Below are 17,023 nucleotides of genomic sequence, written 5' to 3'. Positions count from 1 at the left end.
GCCGCGCCCGGGGTCAGTAATCGCCGCGCTTGCGAAATGCCCAGCGCCCGGCAATCACGGTAAAAGTCACCACCAGCGCCACCAGCACCCAGAAACCATGCGGATCGTCCGCCAGCGGCACGCCGCCGACGTTCATCCCGAAGAAGCCGGCGATGATGTTGATCGGCAACGCCAGTACCGTGACCACGGTCAGGGTGAACAGGGTGCGGTTGTTCTCTTCGGTGAGCTTGGCGGCGATCTCTTCCTGCAGCAGCTTGATGCGTTCGACCAGGCTGGTGAGGTCGTTGATGATCACCGAAAATTCCTCGGTGGACGCGCGCAACTGGCGGATATCCTGCTCGCGCAGCCATTCCGGCGGCCGGTTGAGCAGGCGCAGCAACGAGCCCGGTTCCAGCGCCAGCAGGCGCTGCAGGCGCACCAGCACACGGCGCAGGCTGCTCAGTTCGGCGCGGTTGTCGCTCAGGCGCAGGGACAGCAACTGGTCCTCGATCCGGTCGACCTTGAGCGTGGTCTCGCGGACCACCTGGGTCAGCAGGTCGCCCTGGTCGCGCACCAGGTGCACCAGCAGCTCGACGGTGGAGCCGAAGCGTTCGCCGCGCTTGACCGAGGAGCGCAGCTCGTCCACCGAATGCAGTGGCTGCAAGCGCGCACTGACCAGCAGGCGACTGCGGGCACAGGCCCACAGCGTGGACACGTCCGATGACACCATGCCGAAACTGAACAGCACGTCGTTGACCACCGCCAGCAAGGCTGAGTCGATGTGCTCGATGCGGGTCGAGCGCGAGCCTTCGCGCAGGGTCTCGAAGAACGTCTCCGGCAGGTCGAGGTGGGTCTTCATCCAGCGTTCGCAGGCTGCATGGGCGAGGTTCAGGTGCAGCCAGAGGAACTGCTCGCCCTGCCCGTCCTGCAACTGCGTCACCGCCTGGGCGACGTCGAGCTCGCGGCCAGGCTCGCCGGGACGGAAGACATAGGCATAGAGCAGGCCGTGCAAGTCGGCCTCATGGGGGCTGGCGGGGTTAGCGACGGGCATCGGCGGCCCTCCGCGCGTGGGCGCCAAGGGCGGCGCCCTTGACCGCGGGCAAGCCCGCTCTGGCAGGGTCGTGCAACGCCGGGTCCTCATGGCCGTGGTGCGGCCGATCATAGCGCCGGGCAAGTGACAGGCCGATGACGGCTGTTCCCGTGGCCGACGGCGTGCTAGCCTCCGCGCGCCCTGCGCGTGCGGGGCTGTTCACCTCAAGGAGTCAGGCAATGGACCTGCAGTTTCTGGGCACTTCTTCCGGTGTGCCCACCAAGGCCCGCAACGTCAGTGCGACGGCGGTCATCGAGGCTACCGGCAACGGCTGGTACCTGGTCGATTGCGGCGAAGGCACCCAGCATCAGTTGCTGCACAGCGCGCTGTCGATGCGCGAGCTGCGCGCGATCTTCATCACCCATGTCCACGGCGACCACACCTTCGGCCTGCCAGGGCTGCTGGCCAGCGCTGGCATGTCCGGGCGCAAGGCGCCGCTGCCGCTGGTGATGCCCGCCGCCTTGCAGGACTGGGTACGCCAGAGCCTGGCGCTGAGCGAGACCTACCTGCCGTTCGAGCTGCAGTTCGAGGCGCTGGAGACCTTCCAGGGCTTTGCCAGCGGCAATATCTCGGTGGCCACGGTCGAGCTGTCGCACCGCGTGCCGTCCTATGGCTACGTGTTCGCCGAGCACGATGCCGAACCGCGCCTGGACAGCGCCCGGCTGCAGGCCGCCGGGGTACCGGCCGGCCCGCTGTGGGGCCAGCTGGCGCGCGGTCGCAGCGTCGAGCACGAGGGCCGCCCCCTCGACCCGCGGGACTATCTGCAACCGGCGCGGCCGGCGCAGCGCATCATCGTCTGTGGCGACAACGACCGTCCCGAGCTGCTGGCCGAGCTGGCCAAGGGCGTGGATGTGCTGGTGCACGAGGCGACCTTCACCGAGCCGGTGGTGGAACGCGCGCAATCGACCTTCGGCCACAGCACCGCCGCTGCAGTGGCGCGCTTCGCCGAACAGGCCGGGGTGGCCAACCTGGTACTGACCCACTTCAGCGCGCGCTACCAGGCCGGCGCGGGCGGGCGTGGCAACTCGATCGAGGACGTGCGCGAGGAAGCCCGGGGGTTGTACCACGGTCACCTGGTCCTGGCCGAGGACCTGCAGCGCTATCACCTGGGGCGCGATGGGCGGTTGAGCGAGGTGGTCTGAGCACTGCGCCAGCGTGGGCAGGCTGTGCACGCACGACGATGCGCAAGCCCGCCCCCACGTATCTCGATGTCCCCTCTGTTTCCTCTATGCCCTAAGCTCCCCGGCCCCTGGCACTCGCCGCCCTGGTGAAGCTTGCACATACCCGCAGGTTCACAACCCCACCGCCCTTCACGTAAAGTCGATCCCACCCGCGGTCATGGACACCCCGATGGACAAGTACGCGCCACGCCAGTGGCTCCCCCACGAAAAGCCCAGCCTGCCAGGATCACCCTCCACGCCCCTGCACGCCCCGGCCAAGCGCCTGGCGTTCGGCGCCGTCGGCCTGCTGGTGGCCATCACCGGCGGCCTGGGCAACGCCCTGGTCACCGCCAACCTGCCGTTCCTGCAGGGCGCACTGGGCGCCACCACCGCGGAAATGGCCTGGCTGCCGGCTGCCTACGTGATGACCAACGTATCGATGAACCTGCTGCTGGTGAAGTTTCGCCAGGAATTCGGCCTGCGCGCCTTCACCGAGGTGTTCCTGGTGCTCTACGCCCTGGTCACCCTCGCCCACCTGTTCGTCAACGACCTCAACTCGGCGATCGCCGTGCGCGCCGCCCACGGCATGGTCGGCGCCGCGCTCAGTTCGCTGGGCCTTTACTACATGATCCAGGCCTTCCCGGCGCAATGGCGACTCAAGGCCATGGTGCTCGGGCTCGGCGCCTCGCAATTGGCGATTCCACTGGCCCGGGTGTTTTCCGAAGACCTGCTGCAGATCGCCGAATGGCGCGGCCTGTACCTGTTCGAACTGGGCCTGGCACTGGCCGCGCTGGGCTGCGTACTGCTGCTCAAGCTGCCACCGGGGGACCGCTTCAAGACCTTCGAACCCCTGGACTTCCTCACCTTCAGCCTGATGGCCAGCGGCACCGCGCTGCTTTGCGCGGTGCTGTCGCTGGGGCGCATCGACTGGTGGCTGGACGCGCCATGGATCGGCGTGGCCCTGGCCGCCGCCATCGCCCTGGTGTTCAGCGGCCTGGCCATCGAGCACAACCGCAGCAACCCGTTGCTGATGACCCGCTGGCTGGGCAGTGGCGCGATCATCCGCCTGGCACTGTGCGTGATCCTGATCCGCATGGTGATCTCCGAGCAGTCCACCGGCGCGGTGGGCTTCCTGCAAGCGCTGAACATGGGCAACGAGCAGATGCGCACGCTGTACGCCATCATGCTGCTGGGCGCCGTCGCCGGCCTTGCCACCAGCGCCCTGACCATCAGCCCGCAACACCTGGTCCTGCCACTGTTCATCTCGCTGGCGGCGATGGCCACCGGCGCCTTCATGGACAGCAGCTCGAGCAACCTGACGCGCCCGGCGCAGATGTACCTGAGCCAGTTCCTGCTGGCCTTCGGCAGCACCTTCTTCGTCGGCCCGTCCATGGCCCTGGGCATCAGCCACGTGCGCGCCAACCCGCGCAACCTGGTGAGCTTCTCGGTGTTGTTCGGTATCTGCAACAACCTCGGCGGGCTGATTGGCTCGGCCCTGCTCGGTACCTTCCAGACTGCCCGCGAGAAATTCCATTCCAGCACCCTGGCCGACCAGCTCAGCTACCTCGAACCCCTGGTCAATGCCCGGGTCCAGGGCGGGGGCGCCAGCTATGCCGGGGTCATCGCCGACCCGGCCCTGCGCAACGAAGTGGGCATGCGCCTGCTGGCCAGCGCCTCGACCCGCGAGGCCAACGTGCTGGCCTACAACGATGTGTTCATGCTGATCGGCACGATCGCCATCCTGACCATGGTCTGGATCTTCATCCGCAGCCTCTACCTGCGCCAGCTCGCACGCCAGGCTGCCCTCCCCGACTCTTCCAGCGGTGCCACGACCCGATGACCCAGGAAACGCCAACGACCACCACCACCGCCATCGCCGAAGCCCCGGAGGGCATGGCGCCACCGACCGAGCCGAGCAGCCCGCAGCGTACCCGCCGGGTGCGCCTGCTGTCGTCGCTGAGTTTCGCTGCCGTGGCCTTGGCCGGCATCCTGCTGGTGCTGTATGCCTGGCGCCTGCCGCCATTCAGCAGCGCCATCGAAAGCACCGAGAATGCCCTGGTGCGCGGCCAGGTGACGATCATCGGCCCGCAGTTGGGCGGCTATATCGTCGAGGTGCCGGTGCACGACTTCCAGTTCGTCCGGCAAGGCGACTTGCTGGTGCGCCTGGACGACCGTATCTACACCCAGCGCCTGGCCCAGTCGATCGCCCAGCTCAAGCAGCAGCAGGCGGCGCTGGCCAACAACCTGCAGCAGCGCAACAGCGCCGACGCCACCATCGCCCAGCGCCAGGCCGCGATCACCGACGCCGCGGCGCAGGTCGACAAGACCCGGGCCGACCTGCAGCGCAACCAGGCGCTGGTCAGTGACGGCTCGGTGTCGCAGCGCGAGCTGGATGTCACCCGTGCCGGCCATGCCGCTGCCGTCGCCAGCCTGGCCCAGGCCAAGGCGGCGCTGGAGATCGCCCGCCAGGACCGCGAGACGGTGGTGGTCAACCGCGCCTCGCTGGAGGCCTCGGTGGAAAATGCCAAGGCGGCTGTTGAGCTGGCGCGTATCGACCTGGACAACACCCGGGTCAAGGCCCCGCGCGACGGCCAGCTCGGCCAGATCGGCACCCGTCTGGGCGCCTACGTGAACCCCGGCGCGCAACTGATGGCACTGGTGCCGGACACCCTGTGGGTGATCGCCAACATGAAGGAGACGCAGATGGCCAACGTGCGCATCGGCCAGCCAGCTACCTTCACCGTCGATGCCCTGAACCATCTGCAGCTGCGCGGCCATGTGCAGCAGATCTCGCCAGCCACAGGTTCGGAGTTCGCCCTGCTGCAGGCCGACAATGCCACCGGCAACTTCGTCAAGATCGCCCAGCGTATCCCGGTACGCATCACCGTCGATGCCGACCAGGCGGACGCCCGCTCCCTGCGCCCGGGGATGTCGGTGGTGGTGAGCATCGATACCCGCGAAACGCCCTGAAGGGGTATGGGATAGGCGGCCACTCGCGCGGATGCGATCAATCAGGTATGGCGGTTACTCCTGTGGCAACCAGAAGTTCCTCAAGCAAAAAGCCCCGGCTTGGTGGCCGGGGCTCCTGATGATGAATTCAGCGAATGACAGAGTCAGATCACGCCCTCTACCCGCCATTCACTGTAGAAGTAAGTCGGACCATTCTGACTCAGGCCAAATCCATGCCGCGAAACCGTATTGACGTGCCAGACGACATCCACGTCGTAACGATCGACAGCCAGGGTGCGCGCAGCCTCTTCGGCGTCGGACCTTTCCGAAAACCAACGGGTGACCAGCTTGATATTCCGCCCGGGTTGCTGCTGAACGTCATCGTCATTGCTCACCAGGCGGACGTTTGAAATACGCTCGCGGCGCGCCCGCAACTGATCCTGCCCCGCTTTGTACTTCCCGACCCGATCGGCGCCAACGGCCTCAAGGGTGCCTTGGCGTACGAACAGGTAGCCCATCACACCTGTCACGCCCAAGGCCACAACACCAGCGATGATCGAAAGCATCCAGAATGTTCTCCCATCGCGACGTCTACGCAGACTTGGTCAGCGGCTTCAGATCGGTACTTTTGCCAGTTTGGCTGCCGGGCGCTTTACGCGTGCGCTGAATGGCCAAGAGCACACCGCCAATCAGCAGAAAAATGCCAAGCACTTCCAACGGCGGTGGCATGCGTTGCGTCCAGGCAAGACCGTAGACCAACCCGGCGATGGTCTGCACCACTGCGAGTTGCCCCGCAATCGAGATCGGCACCAAGCCGGAGGCGCGATTCCACAACAGTGTGCCCACCCAGGAGACAAGCACCCCCATCACCAACGCCCCGACCAGCAGCGGAACAAGCTGACCAGCGTCGTCGTAGTGCAGGTGCACGGCACCGGAGCCGATGGCAAACGGCAGGGCAAGCAGGGACAGCGCCAGTGCGCCGATCCCCATCAGGTTGGACCACGTGGACGACGAGATCTCCGGGTGCTTGCGCAAAAAGCCCGCGTTGGCAATCGCATAGGAAGTCCACAAGGCCAGTGCCACCAGCGCCGAGCCAATACCGAGGAGCAAGTCCAGATCCAGGCGGCCGCTCATCGCGCTGTCCCAGCGGCCCTCCATGACGTTGACCAGAATGAGACCGACCATGATGAAACTGATCGGGACCAGCAGACGCGAGAACGGGAACTCGCGGCGTATCCAGTTACCGGCCAGAGCGACGGTCACCGGCAGGGTGCCAATGATGGAGGTCGCAATAGGCGCACCCGCATGGGTGATCGCCTGGACCAGGAAGAAGTAGTAACCCAGGTGCCCGGAAAACGCGAACAACAAGGCGGTACCCCAGGTTCGCCCATTCAACCTGCGGATGTCTGCACGGCGGTGGATCAGCAAAAGCGCGACAGACAACACGCCAAAGACCATGTATCTGCCCAGGGCGAGCGCCACTGAGTCCGACTCGGGCAACAGCAGCGGGATAAGAAACGCCAAGCCCCAAATCAGGTTGGCACTGAGACCGCACAAGACGCCGAAGTACGTTGGCGAAAGTTTCATACCCATGTCAGAAGCTCCCTACTTCACGGTCCGCCAGGGCTGTACTGGGCGGGTTGGGCCTGGAGGCAGCAACGTCACTGGTGGCGCCAGCTTTGCGAGCGGAGAGGGCCTGCCTGGTAAGCGCACGCATCAAGTCCGCATGGAACTCGGACGGCAGCAGCATGCGCCCGGTGATGGCCAGGTACTTGCGGCTCAGGTCCGGATCGGCGCTGATGGCCTGAAACATCTTCAACCGGAACGCCTCGTTACGTTCGACCAGGGAGTCTGCGCAGATACCCTCCACGTGAGGGAGGATCGTGTCGCAGAACCGCTGCTGGTACTCGGCCAGGCCCTGCGCGATCCCGGCCTTGTCCAAGGCGCGGTCGGCAAAGGACCGGGCCAGCAAGTCGGCCGAGGACAGCGCGAAACCGCAACCGACCCCACTCATCGGATCCAGGGACAGCGCCGCATCCCCGACAAATGGGACCGAGCCCACCACGGGCTGACGCACCTGGCTCGGATAGTCGCCATACCCCATCAGTTTCGAAAGCGGGACCGCGGCAGTGGTCGAGGGGCCCTGCGGTAGAGCGTCGAAGTATTCGAGGAAGTGTCGCATCCGCTCGTCGGTGCCGCGCCAGCTCTCTATCCGTGCCTTGTCGGCGAACAGCACGAGCAGGGTCCGGCCTTCGACGAGCGAATAAGTACAGGCCAGGTCACGCTCATGCATGATGAACGTCGAAGGCTTGCCCTGCGGGGTCTCGATCCCTGAGAAGTAACCGAACAGGCAGGCGCGCTCGTTCGGGTAGAGCGTAGCTTCGCTACCCAGCAGCTTGGCCAATCGCGACTGTCGCCCATCGGCAGCTACCACCAGCCGGGCATGGATGGACTGCTCCCCTGCCTCGCTGGTGGTATGCAGATGCCAGCCTTGCTCGTCCTCTTCGATGCGCTCAACGCTGGTTGCGTCGTGATAGTGCACGCCACATTCCTGTGCGGCCTCTCGCATGGCCGGATCGAGCACACGCCGCTCCAGGTTGAGGGCGAACGAATCCGGCACATCGGGCAGGTAGCCACCCGGCCCTTCGATCAAGCCACCGGGCGTGACGAAGACGGCCTTGGCAGACACTGAACAATCCGTGCCGCGCAGGTGCGCCAGGCCGAGTTCGTTCAACAGCGGCACCGCGTGCGGCTGTATGAAGTGCGTGCAGAGTTGCTTGTGCGGCTGGCTTGCCATCTTCTTCTTGTCGAAGACGGCGACTCGGTAACCCATCTTGCTGAACCGGATCGCGGTGGCCATGCCAGCGATGCTGCCGCCTACCACTGCAATATCCAGCTCCGTGCGGTCAGAACGCAGAGTGCTCATCAATTTGCTTCCTTTCTTCTACCAAGGTTGGCGTTTCATCGGAACCTACACCGGCGCGTCGGCGCATCCGCAGTCGATGTGGTGACGATGGGCCTGGCCTGCGCTGCCATCGGTGGCATGGCCATCGCGCTTCCACCAATCCAGCCCCCCGATCAACTCCTTGACGCGAAAGCCCGCGGTCGCCAACTTGATCGCCGTCTTCGTCGAGGCGTTGCAACCGATGCCATCGCAGTAGGTGACATACAGCGGCGACTTGCTCAGGCCAGTGAGCGAGCTCTGAGAGATCGACCGGTGCGGAATGCTGATCGCGCCGGGGATATGCTCCACCGCGTAGGCTTCACTGCTGCGACCATCCACGACCACCAGTTCCTGCCCACTCGCAAGCGCCGCCTCAAGGTCTGCCGAGTCGATTTCGTACGCCAGTTTTTCCTGGTAGAACTCCAGCTGGGTCCGCCGCTCTCGCGGCATCTCTTCTGCAACCGGTGTCGCGTGCTCATCCGCCATGAATCGGTTGGCGATGGCGAACAGATCGCCCAGCGTACTCGGGGCCACCAGGGAGTCGGCGTACTCACCTACGTCAACGCTACTGTCCTCAAGCAGCGAAACCAGCACGCCAACGGTCAGCAGAGAGTCCAGACCCAAGGTGTTGAGTGTGGTGTCGTCCGAGTACTGGTGGATATCCACCGGCCTGCCAAGCGCTTCTTCCAGGTATTTGCTGACACTTTCCTTGACGGCTACAGACATGGTTGCACCTCTTCTAATGGCTCGACGGTCCCGTCTGCCAGAAATTCAAAATGGTTAAGGTTCGAATGCATGACGGCGGCTTTGACCTGCTCGATCAGTTCCCGTCCGACGACGGGTGTGCTTGACTCAGCCGTTGCGGCGGGCCACCAGGCGAAGACTGCCGGGCGCATGTAACCGGGCAGTACGTCGCGCAAGTGCGTTTCTACCTGAGTCATCACTTGCCGCTGCCGGGACAGGATGACGAGGACGACGACGTCCCGAGCTGCGCGGCGGACCACACCGGCGAACACCCCCTCCACCCCCGGGCAACCCAGGGCAGCATGGCGAACCTCGCTCAGGTGCGTGCGACGACCGGCCAGCCATACGATCTCTTCGTCACCGTGGCGATGGAACACAAGGTCGCCGTCCGCGGTGTAGCTGCAGATATCCCCTGTCCGGAAGAATCGGGTCCCTGCCAGGCTGACAACCTGGCGAGCCGTCTCATCCGGCCGGTCGAAGTAGCGGCGCATCACCTGCTGGCCACCGATCCACAGCTCACCCTCGACACCCGGTTCGCTCAGCGCTTCGCCATCCTTGACGAGCCTCACCGCCATACCCGGTAGTGGGCGGCCGATCACACTGGCGGCCTGAGGGCTGTCGGCCACCGTCACTATTTCCCGGCTCACGCTGAAAATGGTGGCTTCAGGCGGGCCAAAGGCGTGCAGGAAGCGCGTCTGCGGCAGCTGCTCCCGCCAGATTGTCACGAGCGCTGGGTCGCAAACCTGCGCACCGGTCATCACCGTATGCAGATCCGGGAGCTTGGCCCGCGTCAGTTGCCGCCCATCGCCGGTGATCATGGCAAGTAGCATCGAGACTGCCACCAGGTGGGTGATCCGTTCGCGCCCGAGCATTGCACGGATGACGGCCCCGGCAGGCAGGTTGCGAAACTGGAAGACGTACCCCCCCAACGACAAGGGCAACAACGTGTCCTCCAGCGACACGTCGACGTTGAACGGTGACAGGCTCAGGACACGAGAGTCCGAGGTGAAGCGAAGCACCTGGTTGTGATTGCAGAAGTAGGTGAACAGCGCAGCTACGTCGACTTCGACCCCTTGAGGCTCTCCACTGGGACTGGAGGCGAAGATGATATAGGCAGCCTGGTCTGGCTGGTGCGCCACGGTAACGTGGCCTGCCGCGGGCCCCGCCAGCAGCGAGGCCAGTTGCGTTGCGTTCAGGACACGATCAGACGAGATCTGCGCATCCTGAGCACTCAGATTGATCAAGACGACCGGCTTCAGCCGGGCGACCAGTGCACGCAGCCGAGCCGCCGGCTCGGTCGCGTCGAGCGGAACATAGACGGCCCCGCACTTCCAGATGGCGACGGCAAGGATCGGCATGACCGCCCGTTTCTCGGTCAGCACCACCACCCGATCCCCGCTGCTGACCCCTTGGCTGGCCAACCAATGCGCAACCGTCCTCGCCCCCTGTTCCATTTCGGCGTAGGTGTAGCTGCTTTCGCCATCGCTCACTGCCGTGCGCTCCGGCCATCTGAGCGCTGCGGCCACAAACAGATCGCCGATGGCGGGTGCCGCACCCGGCTTGTCTGCCGGGTCGACCGACCATGGCGGCATGGACACCGATCGGGTGTCGACTGCAATATCCATTGAATGACTCCCTTCCCTGAGTAAAACCCTGCTCGCCCTGCCCCATCACGTCGCCGCGAACGTCTCGGCCTCGTGGCATTGCGCATCAGCCAGTGCCCTGGCCTGCTTGACGCAGGTGGCAACGGCATTGGCGACGATCTCCAGCCCTGCGGACAACAGGGCGTCCTCGATCGTCAGCGCCGGCATGAGCTTGAGCACCTGATCTTCTGCGCCGCACCGCTCGATGATCAGGGCATGGCGCAGGCATTCCTGCGCGATGCTATCGGCCATGTGCGGGTCGACACATTCCATGCCGTAGAACAACCCACGTCCGCGCACGTCGGCGATGACACCGGGGAATTGCTCCGCCAACCGGTGCAGCGTGCCTTGCACCATCTTCTCGCGGCGCTGGATATCCAGTTGCAGCTTCTCATCCGACCAGAACATCCGAAGTGCGGCGGTGGCCGACACGAACGCGAGGTTGTTGCCGCGGAACGTGCCGTTGTCTTCGGCCGGTTGCCACTTGTCGTGCTCCGGAGCGATCAGCAGCAGGGAGAATGGCAACCCGAAACCGCTGAGCGATTTCGACAGGCAAACCAGGTCAGGTTGAATACCGGCGAATTCGAAACTGAAGAACTGCCCCGTACGCCCGCAGCCCGCCTGGATATCGTCGACGATCAGCAAGATGCCATGCTCGCGGGTCAACGCACGCAGGTCTCGCAGCCACTGCGCCGAGGCGATATTGATCCCGCCCTCGCCCTGGACCGTCTCGAGCACTACCGCTGCCGGTAGGTCGATGCCCGAACTGCTATCGGCAAGCAGCTTGCGCAGGTAGGAAACGCTGTCGACCTCACCCGGCAGATACCCATCGTAGGGCATCCTGGTCACGTGGGTGTCCTGGACCTGCTGGCGATGGTAGCGATTGCCGGTGAGGCCGAGCGAAGTGCCGGACATACCATGAAAGCCGTTGGTGAACGCCACGACATTACTGCGCCCTGTCACCTTGCGCGCCAGTTTCACAGCCGACTCGATCACGCTGGTACCCGTCGGCCCAGTGAACTGGAGCCGATAGTCCAGCTGTCTCGGCTTGAGGATGATCTGGTAGAACGCGTCGATGAATTCGCGCTTGGCCACCGTGTGCATATCAAGTGCGGCCTGAATGCCGTCCGACTGCAAGTACTCAAGCAGCGCCGCCTTCAGTTGAGGCGGGTTATGGCCATAGTTCACCGAGCCGGCGCAGCTCAGAAAGTCGAGGTAGCGGGTGCCGTTGGTGTCATACAGGTAGCTCCCGGCTGCCCGTTCGATCACCATCGGGAAACGGCGACAATATGACCGCACTGTCGATTCGTGATCAGTGAAAACCGCACGCTCATCCATGATCGTACTCATTGCACTTCGGCTCCTGTGAATTCGGCGACACGGTCGGTATGACATGCCGCCTTGCGTTGCTTCTGGGCTGACGTCCTGGTGTTCTGATCTGTGTTCAGCTTGTCTGAAAGCGACTCGTAGATATCGCGTGCCCTCAATGCCAGCAGACTGAACGAACCCGCATCGCCATAGCCATGCGAAGACTCGCAAAGCCCGTTCAGGAAGAGCGGCGGCACAGCATGGCCTTCACGTGCCGACAAGCTGTAGTCGCGCTGGATGTGCAGGATACCGTTCTGGTTGTGCGCCAGGTGGTCTTGCAGCCCTTGCAGGATCGCTGGGCAACTCTCCTCGCCTTCGCCGACGCCCAGGTTGCGGAACCCCGTGGCCAATACGATGGCATCGATGTTCTCGATCTTTGCCACGGCGCCGGTGTTCACTTCCCTGACCTCAAGCTGCAACTGCCCTTGCGTTGCGCCCTGAACACCGCAAGAGAGGATTTCGCTCGAGGAGGCCATGCGGATACGCTCAGCCTGGCGCAGTTTGTCTTCGTACATCCGGGCGTACAGGCTGGTGATCACATCCTTGTCGACCGACGAGTAATTGGTGTAGTGCAAGTGTTGATTGATGCGCTTCTTCCCGTCGCCCGACAGGTTGTAGTAGTAATCGACAAACTCTGGGAAATACACGTGCTCGCTGAACTGGCTGGTGTCTTTCAAACGATAGCCATAGGCACGCATCACGTTGCTGATCTGTGCATCCGGGCAGCGGTCGCGTAGATGCAGCACCAGTTCCGCCGCACTCTGGCTGCCGCCGATGACGGCGATATGCTGCAGAGGCGCCGCTGTCGCCAACGCCTCCAGGCGTTGGTTGAACTGCGTCAGGTGAAACACCCTGGCGGGATCGCATTCGGCAAACACGCTTGGGATCAAGGGTGTACGGCCAGGCGCCACGACCACGCTGCGTGCCCTGATCGACTCGCCCGCTTCGGTCGTGACGATAAACAGATTGGCGTCGTGCGGGTCCAGCCTGAGCGACTCGACCGCTGTGCCGTAGCGCACTTCGCCGGCAAAGAAATCCGCAACCCACGACACGTATTGGGCATATTCATAACGCAGCGGAAACTCCAACCCCAGGTTCAGGTGGTCGAACAGGCGCTGGTTTTCGACCAGAAAGTTCATGAAGGTGTATCGGCTGCGTGGGTTGCGCGGCGTTACGAGGTCGCGACAAGGATGGTTTTGAATATCCGAACCCGGCAACAGCATTTCCGGCTGCCAACTCGGGCCTGGACGCCGTTCCAGAAACAGCCGCGAACCGGGGAACTCATACTCTTCAAGGGCAATGGCCAGTGCAATGTTTGCTGGTCCGAAGCCAACACCAACGATGTCGTAAGTTTGCATAAGGTTCTCACATCCATGTAGTCATTGTTCTTGCGGTCATGCCACCGTGGCATGACCGACATAATCCCAGCGTTTTATTTGCCGGCCTTCGAACTCAAGAAACTCATGCACCCTGGCAATCATGCGTTCTCCGCTCGACTTCCTGGTGTAGCGGGCAACCACTTCCACGCCCGCCACATGTGCTGAAAACACCCGCAACTTCTTTTCCAGCGTGTAGTCGGTCAAGTCGGCGTAACGTGCCTGCAGAAACGCGCGCAGGTTATCTGCGCCGTTCACGCTGAGTTCGTTGTACTGGACAACGACATCGTCCGTGAAACAGGCCATGATTGCCGACAATTCCATCGTATTGAAGGCGTTGACGATATCCTTCAATATCGACTGGTAATGTTTTTCCAGGTCCTTCTCAAACATCCCCATTCCTTTCTACCTCGTATGCCTAGCTGGCAAGGGTTGACAGAATCCGCTTGACGGCCGTTCTGGCGATATCGAGCTTGCCGGTATACAGGCAAAAGTCGTGAGGCAGATCGTCGAAGTGGCAATGCCGGATAGCGACATCGCGCTTCTCCAACAAGGCCTTCCACGACAACCCTTCGTCACGCAAGACATCACAGCCGGCGGTGACCAAGGTGCAGTGCGCCAGCGCACAACGCTCCTGTGCGCTGAGATTGAATGGATCGAACCCTTGCGCCTGGAAGTAAGGCAGCAGGAACCCCTTGAAACGGCGCATCGCGCTCGCATCGAGAAAAAAGCCTTCGCCAAATTCCGTGTATGACGGATATTCCGACTGCAGTTCCAGTACCGGATAGATGAGTACCAGGCGGGCAAAGCGGCCGGGGCGAAGACGTGTGGCGATATACAAGGCAAGCAACGCACCGACGCTATCACCGGCCAGAACGATCGGTCCGCGGTCGTCGCCCAATTGGGCATCGATAGAGTGCATCAGGCCCGCGAGGGATGCCTCCACCGTGTGCTCCGGTGCCTTTTGATAGTCGAATGCCTCGATCGGCGTTCCTAGTGCGTTGGCCCAGAATTGCAGCAGCGGTGTGAAGATCGCGCTGTTGTAATAGACCATCCCCCCACCGTGGATGTAGAACACCCGACCGATCGGCTTCTGCGCCTCGCCATCAGCGGCGACCGGGTGAATGATCGTCGCGTGCTCACCCTTGACGATTTGCGCGCCGGCCTGCGGTTCACCGCTGGCAAAGCGCTGGATCCACCGTTGTGCGTTGCTACGGTCTTCCATGACGCTGACAGCCGGGCGGCCCCCACCCATGATCTTGCGCACTGCGGCAAGCGCCCGGAACTCTGGGTGCAGACGGTTCACAGGTCGCACTCCTCGAATGCTCCGGCAGGCGTGACGCGATACGCCGCACTGCTGCCAGGAGCGCATTCGCGTTCATCATCGAACCGCAGTTCCCCGAGCACGGTGCTCCAGGCCTTCGCTTGCAGGTTGGCACCGCGTGCCTGCACCGCGACCTGCATCGCGGCAATGGTCTCCCAGAAATAGCAGCCGGGCTCGCCGCCGTATGCCACTCGATATGCCTTGCGCAGCGCCTCGGCATCCTGGCCTTGGGGCTTGGGGACCAGGCCGATGACGAAGACATCGCCGCCATAAGCGCGTGCCGGAGCGATGATTTCCGGCGCCAGGGCGTCGTCGGTCAACAGCAAGGTCCGCCCCTTGCCACCGCACTCGGCCATGAACTCGACCGAACGCCGGAAGTTGCCGCTGAACAGGATGCAACGGCGCCCAAGGTCCGCTACCGCTGCCTGGTTGCGCAGCGCATCGGCAACGCTTCGCCCATGAACGCTGCCGTCGTGGTGGATTTCGTCGAGCCGCAGGTCATGGCGCCGGCAGAAACGCTCGATCGCCTGCGCGTAGGTGTCGTCGTGGTCGCAGATGCGATACGTGGTGGCGTTGCGCGTGAGGTGGCGCGCCGTTGCCGCCGGTAGAAGCAGAGGAATATCCAGCGCGGCATAGGCAGGCGCCGCCGCTGCTGCCGCTGCCGAGGCAAAATGACCGATTACCGCATGCGGTCGCCATTTCCCGATGTCGGCAGCGACTTGCGCGGCGGTGTCGGCATCGGCGTTGTCATTGAACAGTTTGATCGTTACAACGTCGCCTTCGCGCTGGCTGCAGCATTGCTCGAACAAGGCGACCGCGCGCTTGAAGGTGACGGTGTGAACGGAGCGTCGCTCGTCCAGACAAGCGACCAGGGCAAGGCGAACGCTCATGCCGGCACCCCCGCTGGCGACTTTGCCGCCAACTGCCGCGCCAGCTCGACTGCCACGGCCGGAATGTACTTGGCGCCACGGCCGGAAAAGCCTGTGGCCAAGACGATCCGCTGATCGTCCGGGCTCGGCCCGATGTGCGGCAGGAAGTCGGGGGTATAGCCATCGTAGCCAGGGCGTGTATCCAGCAGTTGCATGGCCTGTGTACCGGTCAGATGTTGCGCAAGCTCGGCGTTGCGCGCGCCGGCACCAGGCAGATCGAAGAACAGTTGCTGGTGGCTGGCCGCATCATGCTGAAGCGCCCCGCCGGCAAACAGGAATTCCGAGCCATCGGGCCGAATGTATCCGCCCGACACTTCATCGATGATGCAGTGCGCCGGTACGGCCTTGGCTGGGCTACGCACGCTGCTGAGCGGAATCGACCGGCAGTACATTCCGGGAACCTGGGCCAGCGATGGGGTCGCTGCGCCAGCTGCCAGTACCACTCGGCGCGCCCGCAGGGTAGCGTGCGCGAGCATCACCTGTGCCGACTCCCGGTCGGCACCCACCCTCAGCACAGTGCTGCCTTCCAGGACCTGTGCGCCATGCTCTTTCGCCGACTGCACGAACAGGCGCGCGGCCAGACGGGTATCGACGTACCCGGCCAAGGGTTCATGCAGCACGATGCCGCCAGCCTCGACAAGATGCCTGAGTTCAGGAGGTAGCGCGGGCGAAGAAGCTGGTAGTACATGAATCGGGTACTGCGCATGGTCGTGCCCGGACAACGCGGCCAATGAAGCTTCGCGGTTGGCCTGCCTGACGCAGTAATACAGGCCGCACGCCACGAACGGCGAAGGGCCGGGCAATGTCCAGTTGCTCCACTCACGCACACCGCGGACTGCCCAGCTCATGAGTTCGGGATGAGGGTCATAGACGCGCACGATTCCGCGCGAATGCGCCGTGGCCCCTGCGCCACCTGCCGAGCCGGCTTCTATCAGCATCGTGTCGAGCCCCAGGCGAGCGCACTGATGGGCCAATGCCGAGCCCATCAAGCCTGCGCCTACAATAATGACGTCCTTCATCGGGTATCTTCCGCAGGTAGGCGCAACGTCAGTCATGGATTGCCAAGGACTTGCGTGCGTCGGTGAACGACTCGACGCCACCGTCATTCCACCAGATCGTATAAAAGTGAAAGGGCGTGTCACTGTCATTGCGCACGAAATGACGCACGCCTTGCGGAATGAAGACCTGGTCACCCTTTGTGACTTCGAATTCTTCGTCGCCGATGATGACGACAGCCTTGCCTTCGATGCCGATGAACAGTTCGTCCTCATCCGCCGGTTGGTTAACGTGATCGAGTGAGGCGCTGTGCGGCGCCACGATGCAATACGCCGATCCGAACGGTGCGTTCACGTTTGTCCATGGAAACGTCCGAACGCCGTCCAGTCCGTATTCATGGCTCAACGTCTGATCCGACAACCTTTTGATCAACACAACTATCCTCCTTGAACTTCAAAGCAAGTGAAGTCAGCACTTCTGCGGACTGCGGCGGTACCCACGGGTTGCCAGGCCGAACACCT

The 17,023-nt window shown here is 63.4% G+C and carries 16 protein-coding genes; 3 read left to right on the top strand and 13 right to left on the bottom strand.

Annotated elements, in window-relative coordinates:
* Positions 1-13: 13 nt before the first annotated feature.
* A complete protein-coding gene (locus F3J43_RS14260; protein WP_166887355.1) occupies positions 14-1,030 on the bottom strand; it encodes a transporter in 1,017 nt (338 codons plus the stop codon).
* 218 nt (positions 1,031-1,248) lie between these two features.
* Between F3J43_RS14260 and F3J43_RS14255 the strand changes: the two genes are divergently transcribed.
* From F3J43_RS14255 to F3J43_RS14245, 3 genes are all read left to right on the top strand, one after another.
* The gene (locus F3J43_RS14255; protein WP_166887352.1) at positions 1,249-2,211 is read left to right on the top strand and encodes a ribonuclease Z; all 963 of its coding nucleotides are present in this window, start codon (positions 1,249-1,251) and stop codon (positions 2,209-2,211) included.
* Positions 2,212-2,419: 208 nt separating this feature from the next.
* The gene (locus F3J43_RS14250; protein ID WP_166887349.1) at positions 2,420-4,069 is read left to right on the top strand and encodes an MFS transporter; all 1,650 of its coding nucleotides are present in this window, start codon (positions 2,420-2,422) and stop codon (positions 4,067-4,069) included.
* Positions 4,070-4,122: 53 nt separating this feature from the next.
* Entirely contained in the window at positions 4,123-5,199 is a 1,077-nt protein-coding gene (locus tag F3J43_RS14245; protein ID WP_205297875.1) for an HlyD family secretion protein, read from the top strand.
* 143 nt (positions 5,200-5,342) lie between these two features.
* On the opposite strand, the gene F3J43_RS14240 is transcribed toward F3J43_RS14245, so the two are convergent.
* The 12 genes from F3J43_RS14240 to F3J43_RS14185 all read right to left on the bottom strand — a co-directional run bounded on the left by F3J43_RS14240 (position 5,343) and on the right by F3J43_RS14185 (position 16,856).
* On the bottom strand, positions 5,343-5,744 hold the full coding sequence (locus tag F3J43_RS14240; protein ID WP_166887343.1) for a hypothetical protein: 402 nt from the start codon (positions 5,742-5,744) through the stop codon (positions 5,343-5,345).
* Positions 5,745-5,769: 25 nt separating this feature from the next.
* Positions 5,770-6,771, bottom strand: a complete 1,002-nt coding sequence (locus F3J43_RS14235; RefSeq protein WP_166887340.1) for a DMT family transporter — start codon at positions 6,769-6,771, stop codon at positions 5,770-5,772.
* 1 nt (position 6,772) lies between these two features.
* Entirely contained in the window at positions 6,773-8,104 is a 1,332-nt protein-coding gene (locus F3J43_RS14230) for an NAD(P)/FAD-dependent oxidoreductase (protein WP_166887337.1), read from the bottom strand.
* A gap of 45 nt (positions 8,105-8,149) precedes the next feature.
* Positions 8,150-8,572 carry a rhodanese-like domain-containing protein gene (locus F3J43_RS23835; RefSeq protein WP_205297874.1) on the bottom strand — a complete coding sequence of 141 codons (423 nt, stop codon included), beginning with the start codon at positions 8,570-8,572 and terminating at the stop codon, positions 8,150-8,152.
* A gap of 266 nt (positions 8,573-8,838) precedes the next feature.
* Complete coding sequence (locus F3J43_RS14220; protein ID WP_205297861.1) at positions 8,839-10,491, bottom strand: AMP-binding protein; 1,653 nt, start codon at positions 10,489-10,491, stop codon at positions 8,839-8,841.
* A 45-nt stretch (positions 10,492-10,536) separates the two neighbouring features.
* Positions 10,537-11,859 carry a diaminobutyrate--2-oxoglutarate transaminase gene (gene ectB, locus F3J43_RS14215; RefSeq protein ID WP_205297860.1) on the bottom strand — a complete coding sequence of 441 codons (1,323 nt, stop codon included), beginning with the start codon at positions 11,857-11,859 and terminating at the stop codon, positions 10,537-10,539.
* Positions 11,856-13,235: a lysine N(6)-hydroxylase/L-ornithine N(5)-oxygenase family protein gene (locus F3J43_RS14210; RefSeq protein ID WP_166887331.1), complete on the bottom strand. Its 1,380-nt coding sequence runs from the start codon at positions 13,233-13,235 to the stop codon at positions 11,856-11,858. The genes ectB and F3J43_RS14210 overlap by 4 nt, the downstream gene beginning before the upstream one ends.
* 36 nt (positions 13,236-13,271) lie before the next feature.
* Entirely contained in the window at positions 13,272-13,646 is a 375-nt protein-coding gene (locus F3J43_RS14205) for a nuclear transport factor 2 family protein (RefSeq protein WP_166887328.1), read from the bottom strand.
* A gap of 25 nt (positions 13,647-13,671) precedes the next feature.
* On the bottom strand, positions 13,672-14,559 hold the full coding sequence (locus F3J43_RS14200) for an alpha/beta hydrolase fold domain-containing protein (RefSeq protein ID WP_205297859.1): 888 nt from the start codon (positions 14,557-14,559) through the stop codon (positions 13,672-13,674).
* Positions 14,556-15,467 carry a type 1 periplasmic-binding domain-containing protein gene (locus F3J43_RS14195; RefSeq protein WP_166887325.1) on the bottom strand — a complete coding sequence of 304 codons (912 nt, stop codon included), beginning with the start codon at positions 15,465-15,467 and terminating at the stop codon, positions 14,556-14,558. The genes F3J43_RS14200 and F3J43_RS14195 overlap by 4 nt, the downstream gene beginning before the upstream one ends.
* Positions 15,464-16,525, bottom strand: a complete 1,062-nt coding sequence (locus tag F3J43_RS14190) for an NAD(P)/FAD-dependent oxidoreductase (RefSeq protein WP_166887322.1) — start codon at positions 16,523-16,525, stop codon at positions 15,464-15,466. The genes F3J43_RS14195 and F3J43_RS14190 overlap by 4 nt, the downstream gene beginning before the upstream one ends.
* Positions 16,526-16,553: 28 nt before the next feature.
* Positions 16,554-16,856, bottom strand: a complete 303-nt coding sequence (locus F3J43_RS14185; RefSeq protein ID WP_166887560.1) for a cupin domain-containing protein — start codon at positions 16,854-16,856, stop codon at positions 16,554-16,556.
* Between the last annotated feature and the right edge of the window lie 167 nt (positions 16,857-17,023).

Origin of the sequence: Pantoea sp. Cy-639, assembly GCF_011752525.1 — a bacterium.
In the GTDB taxonomy this organism is placed as follows: domain Bacteria; phylum Pseudomonadota; class Gammaproteobacteria; order Pseudomonadales; family Pseudomonadaceae; genus Aquipseudomonas.
This window is presented reverse-complemented; position numbering and strand designations above follow the sequence as displayed.